Below are 16601 nucleotides of genomic sequence, written 5' to 3'. Positions count from 1 at the left end.
GGAGCGGGCTTGCCCGCGAAGAGGCCAGTTGTCTCAACGAATTTTTTTCAGGATGCCTCCATGCTCCAGTTGATCCTCGGCGGCGCCCGCTCCGGCAAAAGTCGCCTGGCCGAAAAACTCGCCACTGACAGCGCGCTGGCCGTTACTTATATCGCCACCAGCCAGCCACTGGACGGCGAGATGAATGAGCGCGTCGCCCATCATCGCGCTCGTCGTCCTGCCGAATGGGCGTTGATCGAAGAACCGTTGGAACTGGCCCGTGTGCTGCGCGAAAACGCCGGCCCCGAGCGCTGCCTGCTGGTGGATTGCCTGACGCTGTGGCTGACCAATCTGCTGATGCTCGACGACGCCGAACGCCTCGCCGCCGAACGCGAAGCCCTGCTCGAGTGCCTGGCGTCGCTGCCGGGTGAAATCATTTTTGTCAGCAACGAGACCGGAATGGGTGTCGTGCCGCTGGGCGAATTGACTCGCCGCTACGTCGATGAAGCCGGTTGGCTGCATCAAGCTCTGGCCGAGCGTTGTCAGCGAGTCGTCCTGACGGTCGCCGGCCTGCCCCTGACTTTGAAAGGACCTGCGTTATGACCCAAGCCTGGTGGCTGAACCCGTGCAAACCGGTGGATACGGACGCCGTTGAAAACGCCGCGGCGCGTCAGCAGCAATTGACCAAACCCGCGGGCTCGCTCGGGCAGCTCGAATCGGTGGCGGTGCAACTGGCCGGATTGCAGGGCCAGGTCAAACCGACACTGGATCAGGTCTGGATTGCGATTTTTGCCGGTGACCACGGTGTTGTCGCCGAAGGGGTTTCCGCGTTTCCGCAGGAAGTCACCGGGCAGATGCTGCTGAATTTCGTCAGCGGCGGCGCGGCGATCAGCGTGCTGGCGCGACAACTTGGCGCGCAGCTGGAAGTGGTGGATCTGGGCACCGTGACTCCGTCGCTGGACCTGCCGGGTGTGCGCCATTTGAACATCGGCTTGGGCACGGCGAATTTCGCCAAGGGCGCGGCGATGACTCAGGCCCAGGGCGAACTCGCCTTGCAGGGCGGTCGCGATAGCGCGCTGCGGGCGAAAGCGGCAGGCGCGCAATTGTTCATCGGCGGCGAAATGGGCATCGGCAACACCACCGCCGCCAGTGCGCTGGCCTGTGCTTTGCTCGACTGCCCGGTGGCGCACCTGACCGGCCCCGGCACGGGGTTGAATGCCGAAGGCGTCAGCCACAAGGCGCAGGTGATCGAGCGGGCGCTGGCGCTGCATGCGGCGCAGCGTGGCGACGCGTTGCAGACCCTGTTCAATCTCGGTGGTTTTGAGATTGCGGCTTTGGTCGGCGCGTATCTGGCCTGTGCTCAGGAAGGTGTGGCGGTGCTGGTGGACGGTTTCATCTGCACGGTTGCCGCACTGGTGGCGGTACGCCTGAATCCAGCCTGCCGTGAATGGCTGCTGTTCGGTCATCGCGGTGCCGAGCCGGGTCATCGTCATGTGCTGGAAACCCTTGGCGCTGAACCGCTTTTGGAACTGGGTCTGCGTCTGGGCGAGGGCAGTGGTGCGGCGCTGGCGGTGCCGTTGCTGCGTCTGGCCTGCGACCTGCACGGGCAGATGGCGACCTTCGCCGAAGCCGCGGTGGCGGATCGCCCGGCATGACCTTGCGTCTGGATCTGTTGCGCCACGGTGAAACCGAACTCGGCGGCGGCCTGCGCGGCAGCCTCGACGATGCGTTGACCGAAAAAGGCTGGGCGCAGATGCGCGAGGCGGTGAGCGGGCAGGGGTCGTGGGATCGGCTGGTCAGTTCACCATTGCAGCGTTGCGCGCGGTTTGCTGAAGAGTTGAGCGCGCAGCGGGATCTGCCGGTATCTCTGGACAAGAATCTGCAGGAGCTGCATTTCGGTGCCTGGGAAGGGCAGAGCGCGGCGGCGCTGATGGAAACCGATGCCGAAGCGCTGGGGCTGTTCTGGGCCGATCCCTATGGCTTTACTCCGCCGCAGGGTGAGCCGGTCAGCGATTTCTCTGCGCGGGTGCTGGCGGCGGTGATGCGCCTGCACGCGGCGCACGCGGGTGAGCGGGTGTTGCTGGTCAGCCACGGCGGCGTGATGCGTCTGTTGCTGGCGCGGGCCCGTGGTTTGCCCCGTGAGCAGTTGCTGAATGTCGAAGTCGCTCACGGCGCGCTGTTTTCGCTGATCGTCGAAGCAGACGGTTCCCTCAAGGAAGTACTCTGACATGTTGCCTCTGTGGATCGCCCTGCAATTTCTCAGCAGTCTGCCGATTCGTCTTCCGGGCATGCCGGCACCTGAACAGCTCGGGCGCTCGCTGCTGTTTTATCCGCTGGTGGGCTTGCTGTTCGGTGTGATTCTCTGGGCGCTTAACATTGCTCTGGCCGGCGCACCTTTACTGTTGCATACCGCTTTGTTACTGGCGGTGTGGGTGCTGCTCAGCGGGGCGTTGCACCTTGATGGTTTGGCGGATAGCGCCGATGCATGGCTCGGCGGCTTCGGTGATCGCGAGCGTACGCTGACGATCATGAAGGATCCGCGTAGCGGGCCGATCGCGGTGGTGACGCTGGTGCTCGTCTTGTTGCTCAAGTTTGCCGCGTTGCTGGCGTTGATCGAGCAGCAGCAGGGGATAGCGTTGATCATCGTGCCGCTGATCGGGCGTGCGGCGTTGCTCGGACTGTTTCTCACCACGAGCTATGTGCGGGCCGGCGGGTTGGGGCAGGCGCTGGCCGATCATCTGCCACGCAAGACAGGTTGGCAGGTGCTGGCGGTGAGTGCGACGGCGTGTGTGGTGATCGCCGGGTTCAACGCTGTCGTGGCGTTGCTGCTGGCGGTCATCGTGTTCATCTGGCTGCGGCATTTGATGGTGCGACGACTGGGTGGAACCACCGGTGATACAGCCGGCGCGTTGCTGGAATTGCTGGAGATGTCAGTGCTGGTCGGGCTGGCCTTGTTTTGATAAGTAACTTTGATCTGTAACTTGATTTAACACAGTCGCGGGTATATACACGCATCATGCTTCCATCTCAGTGTTTGTGCACCAACCTGCGACGCGCCGCGCGTGGCGTCAGCAGGCATTACGACGGCGCTCTCGACGGCTTCGGGATCAACGTTGCCCAGTATTCTTTGCTGTGCAATCTGCAGCGGCTGGATCAACCGAGCATTTCCGAACTGGCCGAGGCGATGGGCCTGGATCGCAGCACCCTCGGGCGCAATCTGCGGGTACTGGAAGGCGAGGGGCTGGTGGCGCTGGCTGAAGGCGAAGACATGCGCAACCGCATCGTCCGGCTCACCGAAACCGGTGCGCAACGCCTGGCAGCGGCACTGCCAGCCTGGGAAGCGGCGCAACAGCGGTTGATCGACCGACTGGGTGCCGAGAAGCGTGAAACCTTGCTGCGGCTATTGGATGAACTGGCCTGAGGGCCGGTTTTTTCCGAATCTAAGCGGGTATATACCCGCGACTGGAGAATAATAATGAGTTCGATGTGGCGTACGTGCGGTTGGGTGTTGCTGGGGAGTGCGCTGATTCTGGCGTTGTCATTGGGCGTGCGGCACGGCTTCGGACTGTTCCTGTCGCCGATGAGCGCCCAGTTCGGCTGGGGCCGTGAAGTGTTCGCCTTTGCCATCGCCTTGCAGAACCTGATCTGGGGCCTGGCGCAACCGTTTACCGGCGCGCTGGCCGACCGCTTTGGCGCTGCGAAAGTGGTGCTGATCGGCGGGGTGCTCTACGCCTTGGGCCTGGTGTTCATGGGCCTGTCGGAAACCGCGTTGGGCCTGTCCCTGAGCGCTGGCCTGCTGATCGGTATCGGTCTGTCCGGCACCTCGTTTTCGGTCATTCTCGGTGTGGTCGGCCGCGCGGTGCCGCCGGAAAAACGCAGTATGGGCATGGGCATTGCCAGCGCCGCCGGGTCTTTCGGCCAGTTCGCCATGCTGCCGGGTACTCTCGGATTGATTGGCTGGCTCGGCTGGTCGGCGGCGTTGCTGGTGCTGGGCCTGCTGGTGGCGCTGATCGTGCCGCTGGTGAGCATGCTCAAGGACAAGCCGCTGCCGGTACTCGGCCATGAACAAACCCTGTCCGAAGCCTTGCGCGAGGCCTGCTCGAATTCCGGGTTCTGGTTGCTGGCCTTCGGCTTTTTCGTCTGTGGTTTTCAGGTGGTGTTCATCGGCGTGCATTTGCCGGCGTATCTGGTTGATCAGCATCTGCCGGCCACCGTCGGCACCACCGTGCTGGCGTTGATCGGCCTGTTTAACATCTTCGGCACGTACACCGCCGGTTGGCTCGGTGGGCGGATGTCCAAGCCGCGTCTGCTGACCGGGCTCTATCTATTGCGCGCCGTGGTGATCGTGTTGTTCCTGTGGCTGCCGGTGACGACGACTTCGGCCTATCTGTTCGGCATGGCGATGGGCTTCCTGTGGCTGTCGACGGTGCCGTTGACCAACGGTACGGTAGCGACTTTGTTCGGCGTGCGAAACCTGTCCATGCTCGGCGGCATCGTGTTTCTGTTCCATCAGTTGGGTTCGTTCCTCGGCGGCTGGCTGGGCGGGGTGGTGTATGACCGGACCGGGAGTTATGACTTGATCTGGCAAGTGGCGATTCTCTTGAGCCTGTTGGCGGCAGCGCTGAACTGGCCGGTGCGCGAGCGTCCGGTCGAGCGCCTGCAACCGCGTGCGAGCGTTGCATGAACCGTTTCTGGCCGCAGATCGTCGTCACCGCACTCGGCGCCGCGTTGCTGGCGCTGGTGTGGTGGGGCTGGCATCAGGGCGGGCTGGCGCTGATGCAGTTGGGCATGGGTGCTTGCTAGATCGGCGGGAGGGCGAGTAACGTCGAGGTCTGACGATTGCTCAAGGATGCCCGACATGCTCAAGCGCTGGTGTGCTGTTCCCGCGTTGCTGATGGCGTTGACCGGACTGGCCCAGGCCGCGGATTGTCCGGATCTGTTGCAAGGTTCGTTGCCCAAGTTGCGGGCCAAGGAATCCATCGACCTGTGTCAGCGCTACGCCGACAAACCGCTGGTGGTGATCAACACGGCCAGCTTCTGTGGTTTTGCGCCGCAGTTCGAGGGGCTCGAAGCGCTCAATCAGCGCTACAAGGCCCAGGGCCTGGAAATGCTCGGCGTGCCTTCCAATGACTTCAAGCAGGAGTCCAAGGACAGCGCCGAGACCGCCAAGGTCTGCTACGCCAACTACGGCGTAACGTTCACCATGACCGAACCGCAGAAGGTGCGGGGTGACGATGCGACTCACTTGTTCCAGGTGCTGGCCAGGCAGAGCAGTGCACCGAAGTGGAATTTCTACAAATACGTCGTCGACCGCCAGGGCAAGGTGATCGCCAACTTCTCCAGCCTGACCAAACCGGATGATCCGGAATTTCTCGCAGCCATCGAGAAAGCCATTGCCTCCCAGCCGCTGAAACCCTGATCGACACCCATCAAAAAGCCCCGCCTCTGTGAAGAGAGCGGGGCTTTTTAGTGGGCGAGGCATTAGCCTCGCCGTGCAGCATCAGAAGCGGTAGGTTGCGCCGACACCAAAGCCGTTTGCCGAGTTTTCATACTGCGAGTTGTAGCTCTGGCCACGATCGTTTGTGTTGCGAATGTTGACCTTCTCTTCCTTCAGGTACGAGTAGGCAACGTCGATGGTCAGGTCTTCGGTCGGGCTCCAGCCGGCACCGATACTGAAGATGGTCCGGTCGCCGGTCGGGATGCGTGGCGAACGGTCGACGTTGTTGGTTGGCGACTGGTCGAACGTCAGACCGGTACGCAGTACCCATTCCTTGTTCAACTGGTAGGACGTACCGATGGCGTAAGCCCAGGTGTCATGCCAGTTCTGTTCTTCGGTGATTTCGCCGAACTGGCCAGCCAGCAGAGGCTGTACGCCGGAGTTCTTGACGGTGATCTTTTCCAGCTGGCTCCAGCGGGTCCAGGTGGTACCGGCGTAGACGTTCCAGCGATCGTTGATCGCCTGGGTGACCGAGAGGTCCACGGATTCAGGCGTGGTGATCTTCAGCGAAGCGTCGTACTTCTGGTTCGCACCCAGGCCGATCGCGCCCAGCACACCGTAGTTGACCTTGGTGTTGCCTTCGAGCTTGTAGTCGACTTTCGAGTGGTAGGTCAGACCCAGGCGAGTGCTGTCGGTAGCCTGAACCAGCACCCCGATGTTGTAGCCCAGTGCAGTGTCGTCGCCCTTGATCTTGACCTTGCCGTCCGGCGCAGCCTGAGTGATCGACAGGTTGGATTCCAGCGAGCCGTCGATACGGTTGATGGTCGGGCCGAAACCGATCGACACCACGTCGTTGAACTTGTAGCTGACGGTTGGCTGGAAGGTGATGATCTTGACTTCGGACTTGCTGCCGAAGTAACGGCCGGCGAAGCCGTTTTCATAGTCGGTGATCAGGCCGAAGGGTACGTACACACCCAGACCGAATGCCCAATGCTCGTCGATCGGCTTGACGTAGTAGCCCATAGGTACGGAGGTGAAGGGCACCATGTCGCCTTTGTTGCTGCCGCCGTTCGGGCTGGAGCTGGCGTCGCTGATATCGGTTTTTGCATCGAGGAATGCAACGCCACCGGTGACTTGTTCGCGCGTGATGCGCGACATGCCGGCAGGGTTGCCGTAAACAGTGCTTGCGTCGTCGGCAGAAGAAGATCGCCCGGCGTACCCAGTCCCCATCCCGCTGATGCTGTGTTCGTTGATGGCAAAGCCAGCCGCGAAGATCTGGGTGGATGCCACGGTTACGGCAAGGCTAAGGGTGGTTTTGAGCATGACTTTTTTCATTATTAGAACTCCTGGTGATCACCGGGGCGAAAATTACCAACATTTTCGTCCCGGCGCTATAGTCCGTATGCCTTGAGTTAGAGCGGTTTTGTAGGACAATCCGACCAAATTCGCTGCGTGTTGGGCGATGTTGCGAAACCGCTGGGTCAGCAAGCGACCTGATTCAACGGTGAAACACAGGTTTGCCAGGCGCAGGTGAAGTCGCGCAGACGACCTTGAGGCTGGAAGGTCTGACGCCAGATACGCGCCATGCCCAGAAGATCGTCCGGCTCGGGGAGGGTAGGGTTTTGTTCTTCGACCAGCAGCCAGGCGATGGCTGTGGCATAACGCAAATTGACGGTCAGTTCGAGGTGCGGGCCGCTGAGGAAAGCATGCTGGCTGGCGAGGCCGCGAACCAGGCTGGCGCGTTCCGGATCCAGCGCCAGGTAATGGTCCCAAAGGGCTTGGTGACGATGCTCGGCTATCCGGTACAGGCCGTGGCCACGGCGGTCATGCAGGGCTGAACCGAGGGCGGACTGGCTGGCGGCAATACCCAGCAGCAGGGATTCGGCGGTTGCGCAGTGACGTCCCAGGTAGATCAGCGTAGGACGGATCACATAGCGGCACAGTTCGCTGGCAGCGATACCCATAAATCCCTCGGATCTTGTTATCGGGCGGCGAGCCTGAAGGGGAGCTTGGCAGCTGTGGATCGACTCAGGCTCGCCGGAAGCGGATCACGCCGCTTGAGTTGAAGTGTAGTGTCATATTCACGACGTAAAGGCCTGTTTTTAAAATATTTCCGGCGAGGCGTTATAACCGTTATATCGGTTGGTGCTTAAGCGAAAAGAGGTAAGGGTGAAATATCGGGCAATAAAAAGCCCCGCATTTTCAGCGGGGCTTTTGCTTTTGCAGCCATTTAGGCCTCTCAGGCGATCAATGCCTGACGGGTGCGATCAATCACGGCCTGCAGCGGTTCGGCGCTGGAGTATTGATCGGGGTACAGACGCTCGCTGTGGCGGGCGATCCCGTGTTCATTGACCACGGTGAAGCTGAAGCAGCCTTTGCGAGCGGCCATGATCAGGCAGTTCATTGGGGCAAAAGCGTTGGTTAGGGTGCGAATGGCATCCTGAGTCTGGATTTGAGTCGACATAGTTATTAGGTGTTCCTACAAATGACACGGATAAGAACCGTGCAACGTTAAAACGTTCCAGTAACGTCAACCACCATTGGTCGAACGAAGAACCCGACTGGAACAAGGCAGCCAGTTCGAGCGCTATAAAAGTTGGCGCGCTTGGGCTGGCAGGTAGGTACTTAGGAGGACAGGCAACACATCGAGGGCAGAGGTTCTGGGCCCTTGGTGAAGATCCTGATCAATTTGCAGGTTGGTTAGGTCAGAGTAAATGGTCTTCGCAACACCCTTTGCATTCATTTCAAAGGCCGTGTCGTCGCAAGATTTACCTGGAAACCATCGAGGGGTCGATCCCGCTTTTTTCGGTGAAGGCTTCTGTGAGAGAACCTTGACCGTGGGGGTGTATTCGACCGGAATTGACTTTCAGCTTGGTACTAACGCCGCGGATACTAACCGAACGCTCCAAAGAAGGCAAACCCGCTGAACAAAAAAATCCCGAGATATCGCCCAGGCCTTGAAACTTGCCCCGATCCGGTTCAGATCATGACCGTCTGTCGCCACAACCTGGCAGGCGCGGAAGCTCGACGCAGAGGCCTATCCCCAGGCCGAATGCCAAAACGACCCGAAAAGGCGCATCGATATAACCGCGTAACAGGTACTTGTGCACATTAGTTGCGCAGACTGTAACGGCGCTGTCATAACGATCCTGACCCTGGTGGCTGCCTGTAACGAAAGTTTAAGTCAATGAAAAACATCGCTTTTTTTTACTGGTGAAAAAATCGTCAGTTTGACTGAGAGCCCCATTCCATAAGGCTTTGCGACGAGTCAGGGGCGGTTGTCCACTGAGTTATCCACAGCTTCTGTGGATTGTCCCGAGCGCTTGCTCTAGCACGGGCGTGCCGGGTTTTTTTCGACTTTACCTGTGCGAAAAAAAGAGTAGAGTGGCGCGCCTTCCGATCTGTCCCACAGTGCTTTATGAAGTTTCGTTCAGCTACAGACTCTGTTACCTCCCAACCCCCTCGTGTTACCGCTCCCAAGCGATTTTCCGTGCGCGTGGCCGAATGGCTGCTGGACAGCCCGCGACTGGGCGACAGCCAGAATGCCAAGCACCTCGCCGGCCGCCTGCTCAAGCAACCGGCCCGGGAGGGGGTGGTCGCGGCGCAGAGTCGCCTCGGCCAGTTGATGTGCCGCGAGTGCGGCAATGCCCGGGATCGGCGGATCGGCCAGGACCTGCTGCGCCAGGCCGCCCGTGCCGGTGACCGACGCGCGCAACAGGAACTCGGCCTGATCGAAGACTGAGCTGTCCAAGACCAGACGCCTTGGTTAACCTTCAGGCTTTATCGGATTGGCGGGAATCACTATGGCGATGGACTTGACCAGCATCCTGCTGGGGCTGGCAGGTGCGGCGGTGCCGCTGCTGGCACTGGCCTGGCAACTGCAACGTCGGGCCAGTCAGAACCAGTCTGAAGTCGCGTTGCTCGAAGAGCGGCTGGCCATGGCGCAGATGGCCCAGGATGGCCTCAATGCTCAACTTGAAGCCTGCCGCGATGAAATCGCCGACCTCGGCCAGGCCAATGCCGCCAAGCAGGCGGATCTCGCCGCCGTGCGCCGGGAAGTCGAGCTGCTGCAGATCGAGCGCGATGACGCCCGTGACGCCGCCCACGCCTGGAACCTCGAGCGCGCCAACAAGGAAGCAGAATTGCGCCGCCTGGACGCCCAGGCCGCTTCGCTGAATGCCGAATTGCGCGAGCAACAGGAAAGCCATCAACAACGCCTGGATGACCTGCAAGGTTCCCGTGACGAGCTGCGCGCGCAGTTCGCCGAACTGGCCGGCAAGATCTTCGATGAGCGTGAACAGCGTTTCGCCGAAACCAGCCAGCAACGCCTCGGCCAATTGCTCGACCCGTTGAAGGAGCGCATCCAGTCGTTCGAAAAACGCGTCGAGGAAAGCTACCAGGCCGAAGCCCGCGAGCGTTTTTCGCTGGCCAAGGAACTGGAACGCTTGCAACAACTGAACCTGCGCCTGAGCGATGAAGCGACCAACCTGACCCGCGCTCTGAAGGGCCAGAAAACCCAGGGCAACTGGGGCGAGCTGATTCTCGAGCGCGTGCTTGAGCATGCCGGGCTGGAGAAGGGGCGCGAGTACCAGACCCAGGTCAATCTCAAGGGGCCGGATGGCGAGCGTTTCCAGCCGGATGTGATCATTTACCTGCCGGGCGACAAGCAGGTGGTGGTCGACTCCAAGGTCAGCCTCACCGCCTATCAGCAATACGTGGCGGCGGACGACGATGCCATCGGCCAGATCGCCATGAAGCAGCACGTGCTGTCCTTGCGCAGCCACGTCAAAGGCCTGGCCGGCAAGGATTACAAACGTCTGGAAGGCTTGCACAGCCTCGATTTCGTCTTGCTGTTCGTGCCCATCGAAGCGGCGTTTTCCGCTGCGTTGCAGGCTGAGCCGGCGCTGTTTCAGGAAGCTTTCGACCGCAACATCGTGATTGTCAGCCCGACCACACTGCTGGCAACGCTGCGGGTCATCGACAGTCTGTGGAAGCAGGAACGCCAGAGCCAGAATGCCCGGGAAATCGCCGAGCGCGCCGGCTGGCTGTACGACAAGTTCGTGTTGTTCATTCAGGATCTGGACGAAGTCGGCAATCGCTTGCAGCAACTGGACAAGGCCTACAGCGCGGCGCGCAACAAGCTGACGGAAGGGCGCGGCAACCTGGTCAGCCGCAGCGAGCAGCTCAAGTTGCTCGGCGCACGAGCCAGCAAAAGCTTGCCGGCGGATCTGCTGGAACGCGCGATGACCGACGCCGACGGCCTGGTCGAGCTGCCTGAATAAGCCGCTCTGCTAGAGCGGCAAGTAGCGACTCAACAACGCCCGCAACGCCGCCGGTTTCACCGGTTTGGCCAGGTAATCCAGCCCCGCCGCGTGCACCTGGGCCACGGTTTCCGGATGCCCGTCGGCGCTGATCACCACGCCCGGCACCGGCTCGCCCAGCCTTGTGCGCAACCACGCCATCAACTCGGTGCCGGTTTCGCCGTGATCCAGGTGATAGTCCACCAGTGCCAACTGTGGTCGCACGCCCTCGTCGAGCAGTGCGGCGCATTCTTCGCGGTTGCGCGCCGTCCACACCTGACAGCCCCAGCGCGTGAGCAGGCTGTTCATGCCGATCAGAATGCTGTCTTCGTTGTCGATGCACAGCACCTGCGCGCCGCTGTGCAATTTACCGTTTATTTCCACCGCCGCGGTTGGCTGCACGGTCTGCGCTTTGGCCAACGGCACACGAACGCTGAACACGCTGCCGCGCCCCGGCCATGAGCGCACGCGCAAGGTATGGCCGAGCACGCGGCACAGGCCATCGGCGATCGCCAGGCCCAGGCCAAGACCTTTTTCGGCGCGGGTCTGGTGACTGTCGAGGCGTTTGAACTCCTCGAAGATCACTTGCTGTTTGTCCTCCGGAATCCCCGGTCCGCGATCCCACACTTCCAGACAGATTTCGCCTTTACGCCGACGCACGCCCAGCAGCACCGGACCTTTTGCGTAGCGGAACGCGTTGGTGAGGAAATTCTGCAGAATGCGCCGCAGGAGCTTGATGTCGCTGTCGATGCGCAGCTGACTGCCACGTACCCGGAAACTCAGGCCCTGTTCCTGGGCCAGTGCCTTGAACTCCGCGCCGAGAATATCGAACAGCTCATTGACCGCGAAAGGCTTGCGATCCGGATTGATCTTGCCGTTCTCCAGGCGGGAAATGTCCAGCAGATCGCTGATCAGGTCTTCGGCCGAACGCAGTGAACTGTCCAGATGCTGCACCAGTTTCTGCGCTTCCTCGCTCAAGCCGTCCGCCTGATGGGAGAGGGCGGCGGAGAACAGCCGCGCCGCATTCAATGGCTGCATCAGGTCGTGACTGACGGCGGCGAGGAAGCGGGTCTTGGACTGGTTGGCCGCCTCGGCATTGCCCTTGGCTTCGGTCAGTGCAACGTTGAGTTGCGACAGTTCCTGGGTTCGTTCGCTGACCCGTTGCTCCAGCCCTTCGTTGGCTTCGGTCAGCGCTTGTTCGGCTTCGCGGAACGCGGTGATGTCGGTGAAACTCATGACGAAACCGCCGCCCGGCATCGGGTTGCCGATCAGTTCGATCACCCGGCCGTTGGGGAACAAACGCTCGGACGTGTGAGCACGACCCTGACGCATCCAGTGCAGGCGCCGGGCGACGTGAACTTCCGCTTCACCGGGGCCGCACAAACCACGCTCGGCGTTGTGGCGAATGATGTCGGCAATCGGCCGGCCAACGCTGATCAAGCCGTCCGGGTAGTTGAACAGCTCCAGATAACGGCGGTTCCAGGCCACCAGCTTGAGCGACTGGTCGACCACGCTGATGCCCTGGGTAATGTTTTCGATGGCGCCTTGCAGCAGCGCGCGGTTGAACTGCAGCACTTCCGACGCTTCGTCGGCGATCCGTACCACGTCCTCCAGCTGCATTTCCCGACCTTCGATGGCGGCTTTTACTACAGCTCGCGTCGAAGAGGCGCCAAGGACACCCGCCAGCAGTCGCTCGGTATGGGCGATCCATTCGCCGTCGGCGTTCTGATTCGGGTTGAAGCCTTTGCCCTGACGGTAGGCGAAGCGGATGAAACTCTGCCGGGCGCGTTCTTCACCGACAAAGCGTGCCGCCAGTTGCAGCAGGTCGTCGATCTGTACCGCCAGCATCGAGCGTGCGCTTGGCCGTGCGCTGATTTCCTGACCGATGAAGCGCCCGGCCTGCCAGTGCTCCGACACCCGGGTGCGCGACAGCACCGAGACCCAAGCGAACAGGGTGAAGTTGCCCGCCAGCGACAGCACCACGCCTTGGGTCAGCGGGGTGATTGGCAGGTTCAGCGGGTTGCTGTGCAGCCAGGCGAGGCCGGGGAAACTGTCCAGCGACCAGCCGAGGCTGCGCGCAGCGATCGGCAGAATCAGGGTGTAGAACCACAGGAACGTGCCGGCGGCGAGGCCGGCGAACACGCCGCGGCGGTTGGCCTGTTTCCAGTACAGCGCGCCGAGCATTGCCGGGGCCAGTTGAGTGACCGCCGCGAAAGCGATCTGGCCGATGGTTGCCAGGCTCGCAGTGGAACCGAGCAAACGGTAGCTGACGTAAGCCAGCAACAGAATCACCACGATGCTGACCCGACGCACCGAGAGCATCCACTGACGGAACACTTCGAACGGGCGCTCGGCGTTGTTGCGGCGCAGCAACCATGGCAACAACATGTCGTTGGAGACCATGGTCGACAGCGCTACACTCGCCACGATCACCATACCGGTGGCCGCCGATGCACCGCCGATAAACGCCAGCATCGCCAGCGCCGGATGGGCCTGGGCCAGTGGCAGGCTGATAACGAACGAGTCGGGGATGACCGAGCTGGGCAACATCATCTGACCGGCCAGGGCGATCGGGACGACAAACAGCGCGGCCAATGCGAGGTAGGCGGGGAACACCCATTTGGCCAGGCGCAGATCCTGCGGGTCGATGTTCTCGACCACTGTCACGTGGAACTGCCGGGGCAGGCAGATGATCGCCATCATCGCCACGCCGGTCTGCACCACCATCGACGGCCAGTTGATGGTTTCTTTCCAGTATTCCTCAAGACGCGGGGCGAGCATCGCCTGATTGAACAGGTCGTCGAAACCGTCATACAGCCCATAGGTGACGAAAGCGCCGACGGCGAGGAAGGCAAACAGTTTGACCAGCGATTCAAAGGCAATCGCCAGCACCATGCCCCGGTGGTGCTCGGTGGCGTCGAGGTTGCGCGTACCGAAAACGATGGTGAACAGCGCCAGCACCAGCGACACGATCAGCGCCGTGTCCTGGGCACGGGTGCCCATGGCGTCGGCGCCGGCCCCGATCAGCAGGTTCACACCGAGGACGATGCCTTTGAGTTGCAAGGCTATATAAGGGAGGACGCCGACCAGACAGATCAGCGCGACCACCACTGCCAGCGATTGGGATTTACCGTAGCGGGCGGCGATGAAGTCGGCGATGGAGGTGATGTTCTCCTGCTTGCTGATCATCACCATTTTCTGCAGCACCCACGGCGCGCCGAGCAACAGCAGGATCGGCCCCAGGTAAATCGGCAGAAATGACCAGAGTTGTTCGGCAGCCTGGCCGACCGCGCCGAAAAACGTCCAGCTGGTGCAATAGACCGCCAGCGACAGGCTGTACACCCAGGCACGCACCCGTGGCGGCAGCGGCGTGCTGCGACGGTCGCCGTAGAAGGCGATGGCGAACATGATGGCCATATAGGCCAGGGCGACGGCGGCGATCAGCCCGGTGGACAACGACATGGAACACTCCCGACAGAAAACGACCGGACTCGCGCCCGGTCAGACAGTCTCGCACGGGCGCGGCGGTTAGTCAGTGTCGACCAAGGTCGTGACGCGGCGGGGTGTCGCAGGAACAGAACCGGGCAGTTCTGCGATCAGTCCGGTTTCAGCGCGATGTCGATCAAGCGGTGCAGTTCTTCGACTTCCAGCGGCGCTGCCGAAAACAGAATGCGGAACACCACCGGGGACACCACCAGATTGATCAGCCGATCCACGCTCGGCGCCGGTTCCTTGGAGTGGCGCTCGATGATGGTCTGCAACTGCGCGCGGATGATCGCCACGCAGTAGCCCGGCGTTGCACTCGCCTGCACGTCGCGCATCATGTTGCGCCCGGGTTCCGAGCTCATTTCATCGAGGTATTGTTCGGCCCACGCGCGGATATCGCTGCGCAGGCTGCCGGTTTCCGCCGGCTCGCTGTCGGGACGCATGCGGGCGAGGGCGACGTCGGCCAGCAAGGTCGCCAGATCGCCCCAGCGCCGATAAATCGTCGACGGCGTCACCCCGGCGCGCGCCGCGATTTGCGGGACGGTCATCGTTGAGCGCTCCTGTTCTTGCAGAAGCGCGCGGACTGCCGAATGAATCGACTCTTGCACCCGGGCACTGCGACCACCCGGGCGTAAACCTTCTTTAATAGCCATGCGGCAGACCTTAACACAAAGAATTTGCTTTAAGCGCAAGCCGAGAGCACACTCCGCAAAAGCAAAAAATTAGCTTTTGCGGAGTGTGCCCATGACCAGCCTTGCTTCCAACCGTTCCAGCCTGTGGTTTCTGGCGATCACCTTACTGAGTTTTCTCGCCGCTTCCACTGCGCCGACGCCGTTGTATCACCTGTATCAGGATCAGCTGCATTTTTCGGCAGCGGTGCTGACCCTGATTTTCGGCGTCTACGCCCTCAGTCTGCTGGCCGCGTTGCTGACGGTCGGGTCGCTGTCGGATCACCTGGGACGCAAACCGGTGATCTTCACCGCCGTGACGCTTAATGCGCTGGCGATGTTGTTGTTCATCTATGCCGACAGCGTGGGTTGGCTGATCGGCGCGCGAGTGCTGCAAGGTTTCGCCACCGGCATGGCCACCGCCGTGTTGAGCGCGACACTGCTGGACACTGATCGTCAGCAAGGGCCGTTGATCAACAGCGTTGCGCCTTTGCTGGGCATGGCGTTGGGCGGCATGGGCTGCGGTTTGCTGGCGGAATTCGCCCCGGCGCCGTTGCAGTTGACCTATTGGTTGCTGCTCGCGCTGTTTGTGTTGCAAGGCATTTATGTCTGGCGCCTGCCGGAAAGCGTCTCGCCGCAGGCCGGAGCGTGGGCCTCGTTACGGCCGACCCTGCACGTGCCGGTTCAGGCCCGCTCGACGCTGTGGCGAGTGTTGCCGCTGAACACCGCGACCTGGGCGCTCGGCGGATTTTATGCCTCGCTGGCGCCGTCGCTGGTGCGCACGGCCACCGGCTCCACCTCCAATCTGATCGGCGGCGCGACCGTGGCGGCGCTGACCGTGACCGGTGCATTGATGATCTTCACGTTGCGCAATCGTCCTGCCTCCCGCGCGCTGCAACTCGGGGCGAGTCTGCTGCCGGCCGGTATCGTGCTGATTCTGTTGGGCGTGCACAGCGCCAGCCTGTCGCTGTTCTTCTTCGGCACGCTGGTGGCCGGTTGTGGCTTTGGCTCCGGTTTTCTCGGAGCGGTGCGCAGTCTGGTGCCGTTGGCATTGCCTCATGAGCGTGCGGGTTTGATGTCGGCATTTTATGTGCTGAGTTACCTGGCGTTCTGCCTGCCGGCGTTGCTGGCCGGGCACTTCACCCACAGTGTGGGTCTGCTGGCCACCACCGATGTGTATGGTGCAGTGCTGATCGTGTTGGCGGTCGGTGCGCTGTTGATGAGTTTCCGGGCGCAAGCGGCGAAGACCTGCAGCGCTCCATAAGCCCGTCGGATTCGGTTAGCCTTGGCCAGCCCCACTTCTTCTCACGGATCGACGCATGAAGATTATCCGCAGCAAAACCTTTACCGCCGAGCGCGCCTGGGGCGCGCTCGACATCGCCAACATGAACGGCATCACCACCCGCCTGCACTGGACCGATCAGCCTTACAAATGGCACGTCAATGACGGTGAAGAAGTGTTTGTGGTGCTCGACGGTCAGGTGCTCATGCACTATCGCGAAGCAGGTGAGGAGAAGCAGGCCTTGCTCGACGTTGGCGACATCTTTTACGCGTCCATTGGTACTGAACACGTCGCTCATCCTCAGGGCGCAGCGCGGATTCTGGTGATCGAAACCGAAGGTAGTGTCTGACCGCATATCTACAAAGCAGATAACAGTTAGAGATATTACCCGTTATATAGATATTCGATTCAGTTCTACCATGGACTCAACCTCACCTGAGGACAGGAGT

17 protein-coding genes are annotated in these 16601 nt (G+C 61.3%); 12 read left to right on the top strand and 5 right to left on the bottom strand.

Annotated elements, in window-relative coordinates:
• Nucleotides 1-60: 60 nt before the first annotated feature.
• The 8 genes from cobU to CAF77_RS23850 are packed head-to-tail and all read left to right on the top strand — an operon-like array spanning nt 61 to nt 5398.
• A complete protein-coding gene (cobU, locus tag CAF77_RS23880) occupies nt 61-582 on the top strand; it encodes a bifunctional adenosylcobinamide kinase/adenosylcobinamide-phosphate guanylyltransferase (protein WP_085655475.1) in 522 nt (173 codons plus the stop codon).
• Nucleotides 579-1634, top strand: coding sequence for a nicotinate-nucleotide--dimethylbenzimidazole phosphoribosyltransferase (gene cobT / locus CAF77_RS23875; protein ID WP_085655476.1), 1056 nt, complete (start codon nt 579-581; stop codon nt 1632-1634). The genes cobU and cobT overlap by 4 nt, the downstream gene beginning before the upstream one ends.
• Entirely contained in the window at nt 1631-2206 is a 576-nt protein-coding gene (cobC, locus tag CAF77_RS23870; protein ID WP_085655477.1) for an alpha-ribazole phosphatase family protein, read from the top strand. The genes cobT and cobC overlap by 4 nt, the downstream gene beginning before the upstream one ends.
• 1 nt (nt 2207) lies before the next feature.
• Nucleotides 2208-2939 (top strand): adenosylcobinamide-GDP ribazoletransferase, encoded by a 732-nt coding sequence (locus CAF77_RS23865; protein ID WP_085655478.1) that lies wholly within the window; start codon nt 2208-2210, stop codon nt 2937-2939.
• Between the two features lie 56 nt (nt 2940-2995).
• On the top strand, nt 2996-3400 hold the full coding sequence (locus CAF77_RS23860; protein WP_007950413.1) for a MarR family winged helix-turn-helix transcriptional regulator: 405 nt from the start codon (nt 2996-2998) through the stop codon (nt 3398-3400).
• A 54-nt stretch (nt 3401-3454) separates the two neighbouring features.
• Nucleotides 3455-4663: an MFS transporter gene (locus CAF77_RS23855; RefSeq protein WP_064378680.1), complete on the top strand. Its 1209-nt coding sequence runs from the start codon at nt 3455-3457 to the stop codon at nt 4661-4663.
• The gene (locus tag CAF77_RS29600; RefSeq protein ID WP_007950415.1) at nt 4660-4782 is read left to right on the top strand and encodes a hypothetical protein; all 123 of its coding nucleotides are present in this window, start codon (nt 4660-4662) and stop codon (nt 4780-4782) included. The genes CAF77_RS23855 and CAF77_RS29600 overlap by 4 nt, the downstream gene beginning before the upstream one ends.
• Nucleotides 4783-4837: 55 nt before the next feature.
• Nucleotides 4838-5398: a glutathione peroxidase gene (locus CAF77_RS23850; RefSeq protein ID WP_064378681.1), complete on the top strand. Its 561-nt coding sequence runs from the start codon at nt 4838-4840 to the stop codon at nt 5396-5398.
• 81 nt (nt 5399-5479) lie between these two features.
• Here the strand turns inward: CAF77_RS23850 and CAF77_RS23845 are convergent, their stop codons facing one another.
• From CAF77_RS23845 to CAF77_RS23835, 3 genes are all read right to left on the bottom strand, one after another.
• Nucleotides 5480-6751, bottom strand: a complete 1272-nt coding sequence (locus tag CAF77_RS23845; protein ID WP_011333150.1) for an OmpP1/FadL family transporter — start codon at nt 6749-6751, stop codon at nt 5480-5482.
• A 146-nt stretch (nt 6752-6897) separates the two neighbouring features.
• The gene (locus CAF77_RS23840) at nt 6898-7380 is read right to left on the bottom strand and encodes a hypothetical protein (protein ID WP_064378682.1); all 483 of its coding nucleotides are present in this window, start codon (nt 7378-7380) and stop codon (nt 6898-6900) included.
• Between the two features lie 275 nt (nt 7381-7655).
• The gene (locus tag CAF77_RS23835; protein WP_007950419.1) at nt 7656-7880 is read right to left on the bottom strand and encodes a hypothetical protein; all 225 of its coding nucleotides are present in this window, start codon (nt 7878-7880) and stop codon (nt 7656-7658) included.
• A gap of 954 nt (nt 7881-8834) precedes the next feature.
• On the opposite strand from CAF77_RS23835, the gene CAF77_RS23825 reads away from it, so the two are divergent.
• A complete protein-coding gene (locus tag CAF77_RS23825) occupies nt 8835-9158 on the top strand; it encodes a hypothetical protein (RefSeq protein ID WP_011333152.1) in 324 nt (107 codons plus the stop codon).
• Nucleotides 9159-9333: 175 nt separating this feature from the next.
• Nucleotides 9334-10698 (top strand): DNA recombination protein RmuC, encoded by a 1365-nt coding sequence (gene rmuC / locus CAF77_RS23820; protein ID WP_170928990.1) that lies wholly within the window; start codon nt 9334-9336, stop codon nt 10696-10698.
• Between the two features lie 9 nt (nt 10699-10707).
• On the opposite strand, the gene CAF77_RS23815 is transcribed toward rmuC, so the two are convergent.
• Together CAF77_RS23815 and CAF77_RS23810 are read right to left on the bottom strand one after the other, a co-directional pair.
• The gene (locus CAF77_RS23815; RefSeq protein WP_085655479.1) at nt 10708-14178 is read right to left on the bottom strand and encodes a hybrid sensor histidine kinase/response regulator; all 3471 of its coding nucleotides are present in this window, start codon (nt 14176-14178) and stop codon (nt 10708-10710) included.
• A 134-nt stretch (nt 14179-14312) separates the two neighbouring features.
• The gene (locus CAF77_RS23810) at nt 14313-14855 is read right to left on the bottom strand and encodes a TetR/AcrR family transcriptional regulator (protein ID WP_085655480.1); all 543 of its coding nucleotides are present in this window, start codon (nt 14853-14855) and stop codon (nt 14313-14315) included.
• Between the two features lie 91 nt (nt 14856-14946).
• Between CAF77_RS23810 and CAF77_RS23805 the strand changes: the two genes are divergently transcribed.
• Both CAF77_RS23805 and CAF77_RS23800 read left to right on the top strand, forming a co-directional pair.
• Nucleotides 14947-16134 carry an MFS transporter gene (locus CAF77_RS23805; protein ID WP_085655481.1) on the top strand — a complete coding sequence of 396 codons (1188 nt, stop codon included), beginning with the start codon at nt 14947-14949 and terminating at the stop codon, nt 16132-16134.
• A 55-nt stretch (nt 16135-16189) separates the two neighbouring features.
• Nucleotides 16190-16501, top strand: coding sequence for a cupin (locus tag CAF77_RS23800; protein WP_085655482.1), 312 nt, complete (start codon nt 16190-16192; stop codon nt 16499-16501).
• Nucleotides 16502-16601: the final 100 nt, after the last annotated feature.

The organism is Pseudomonas sp. R15(2017), assembly GCF_002112685.1.
GTDB classification, from domain to species: domain Bacteria; phylum Pseudomonadota; class Gammaproteobacteria; order Pseudomonadales; family Pseudomonadaceae; genus Aquipseudomonas; species Aquipseudomonas glycinae.
Note: the sequence above shows the minus strand (reverse complement) of the source record. Positions and strands in the feature narration are given on the sequence as shown.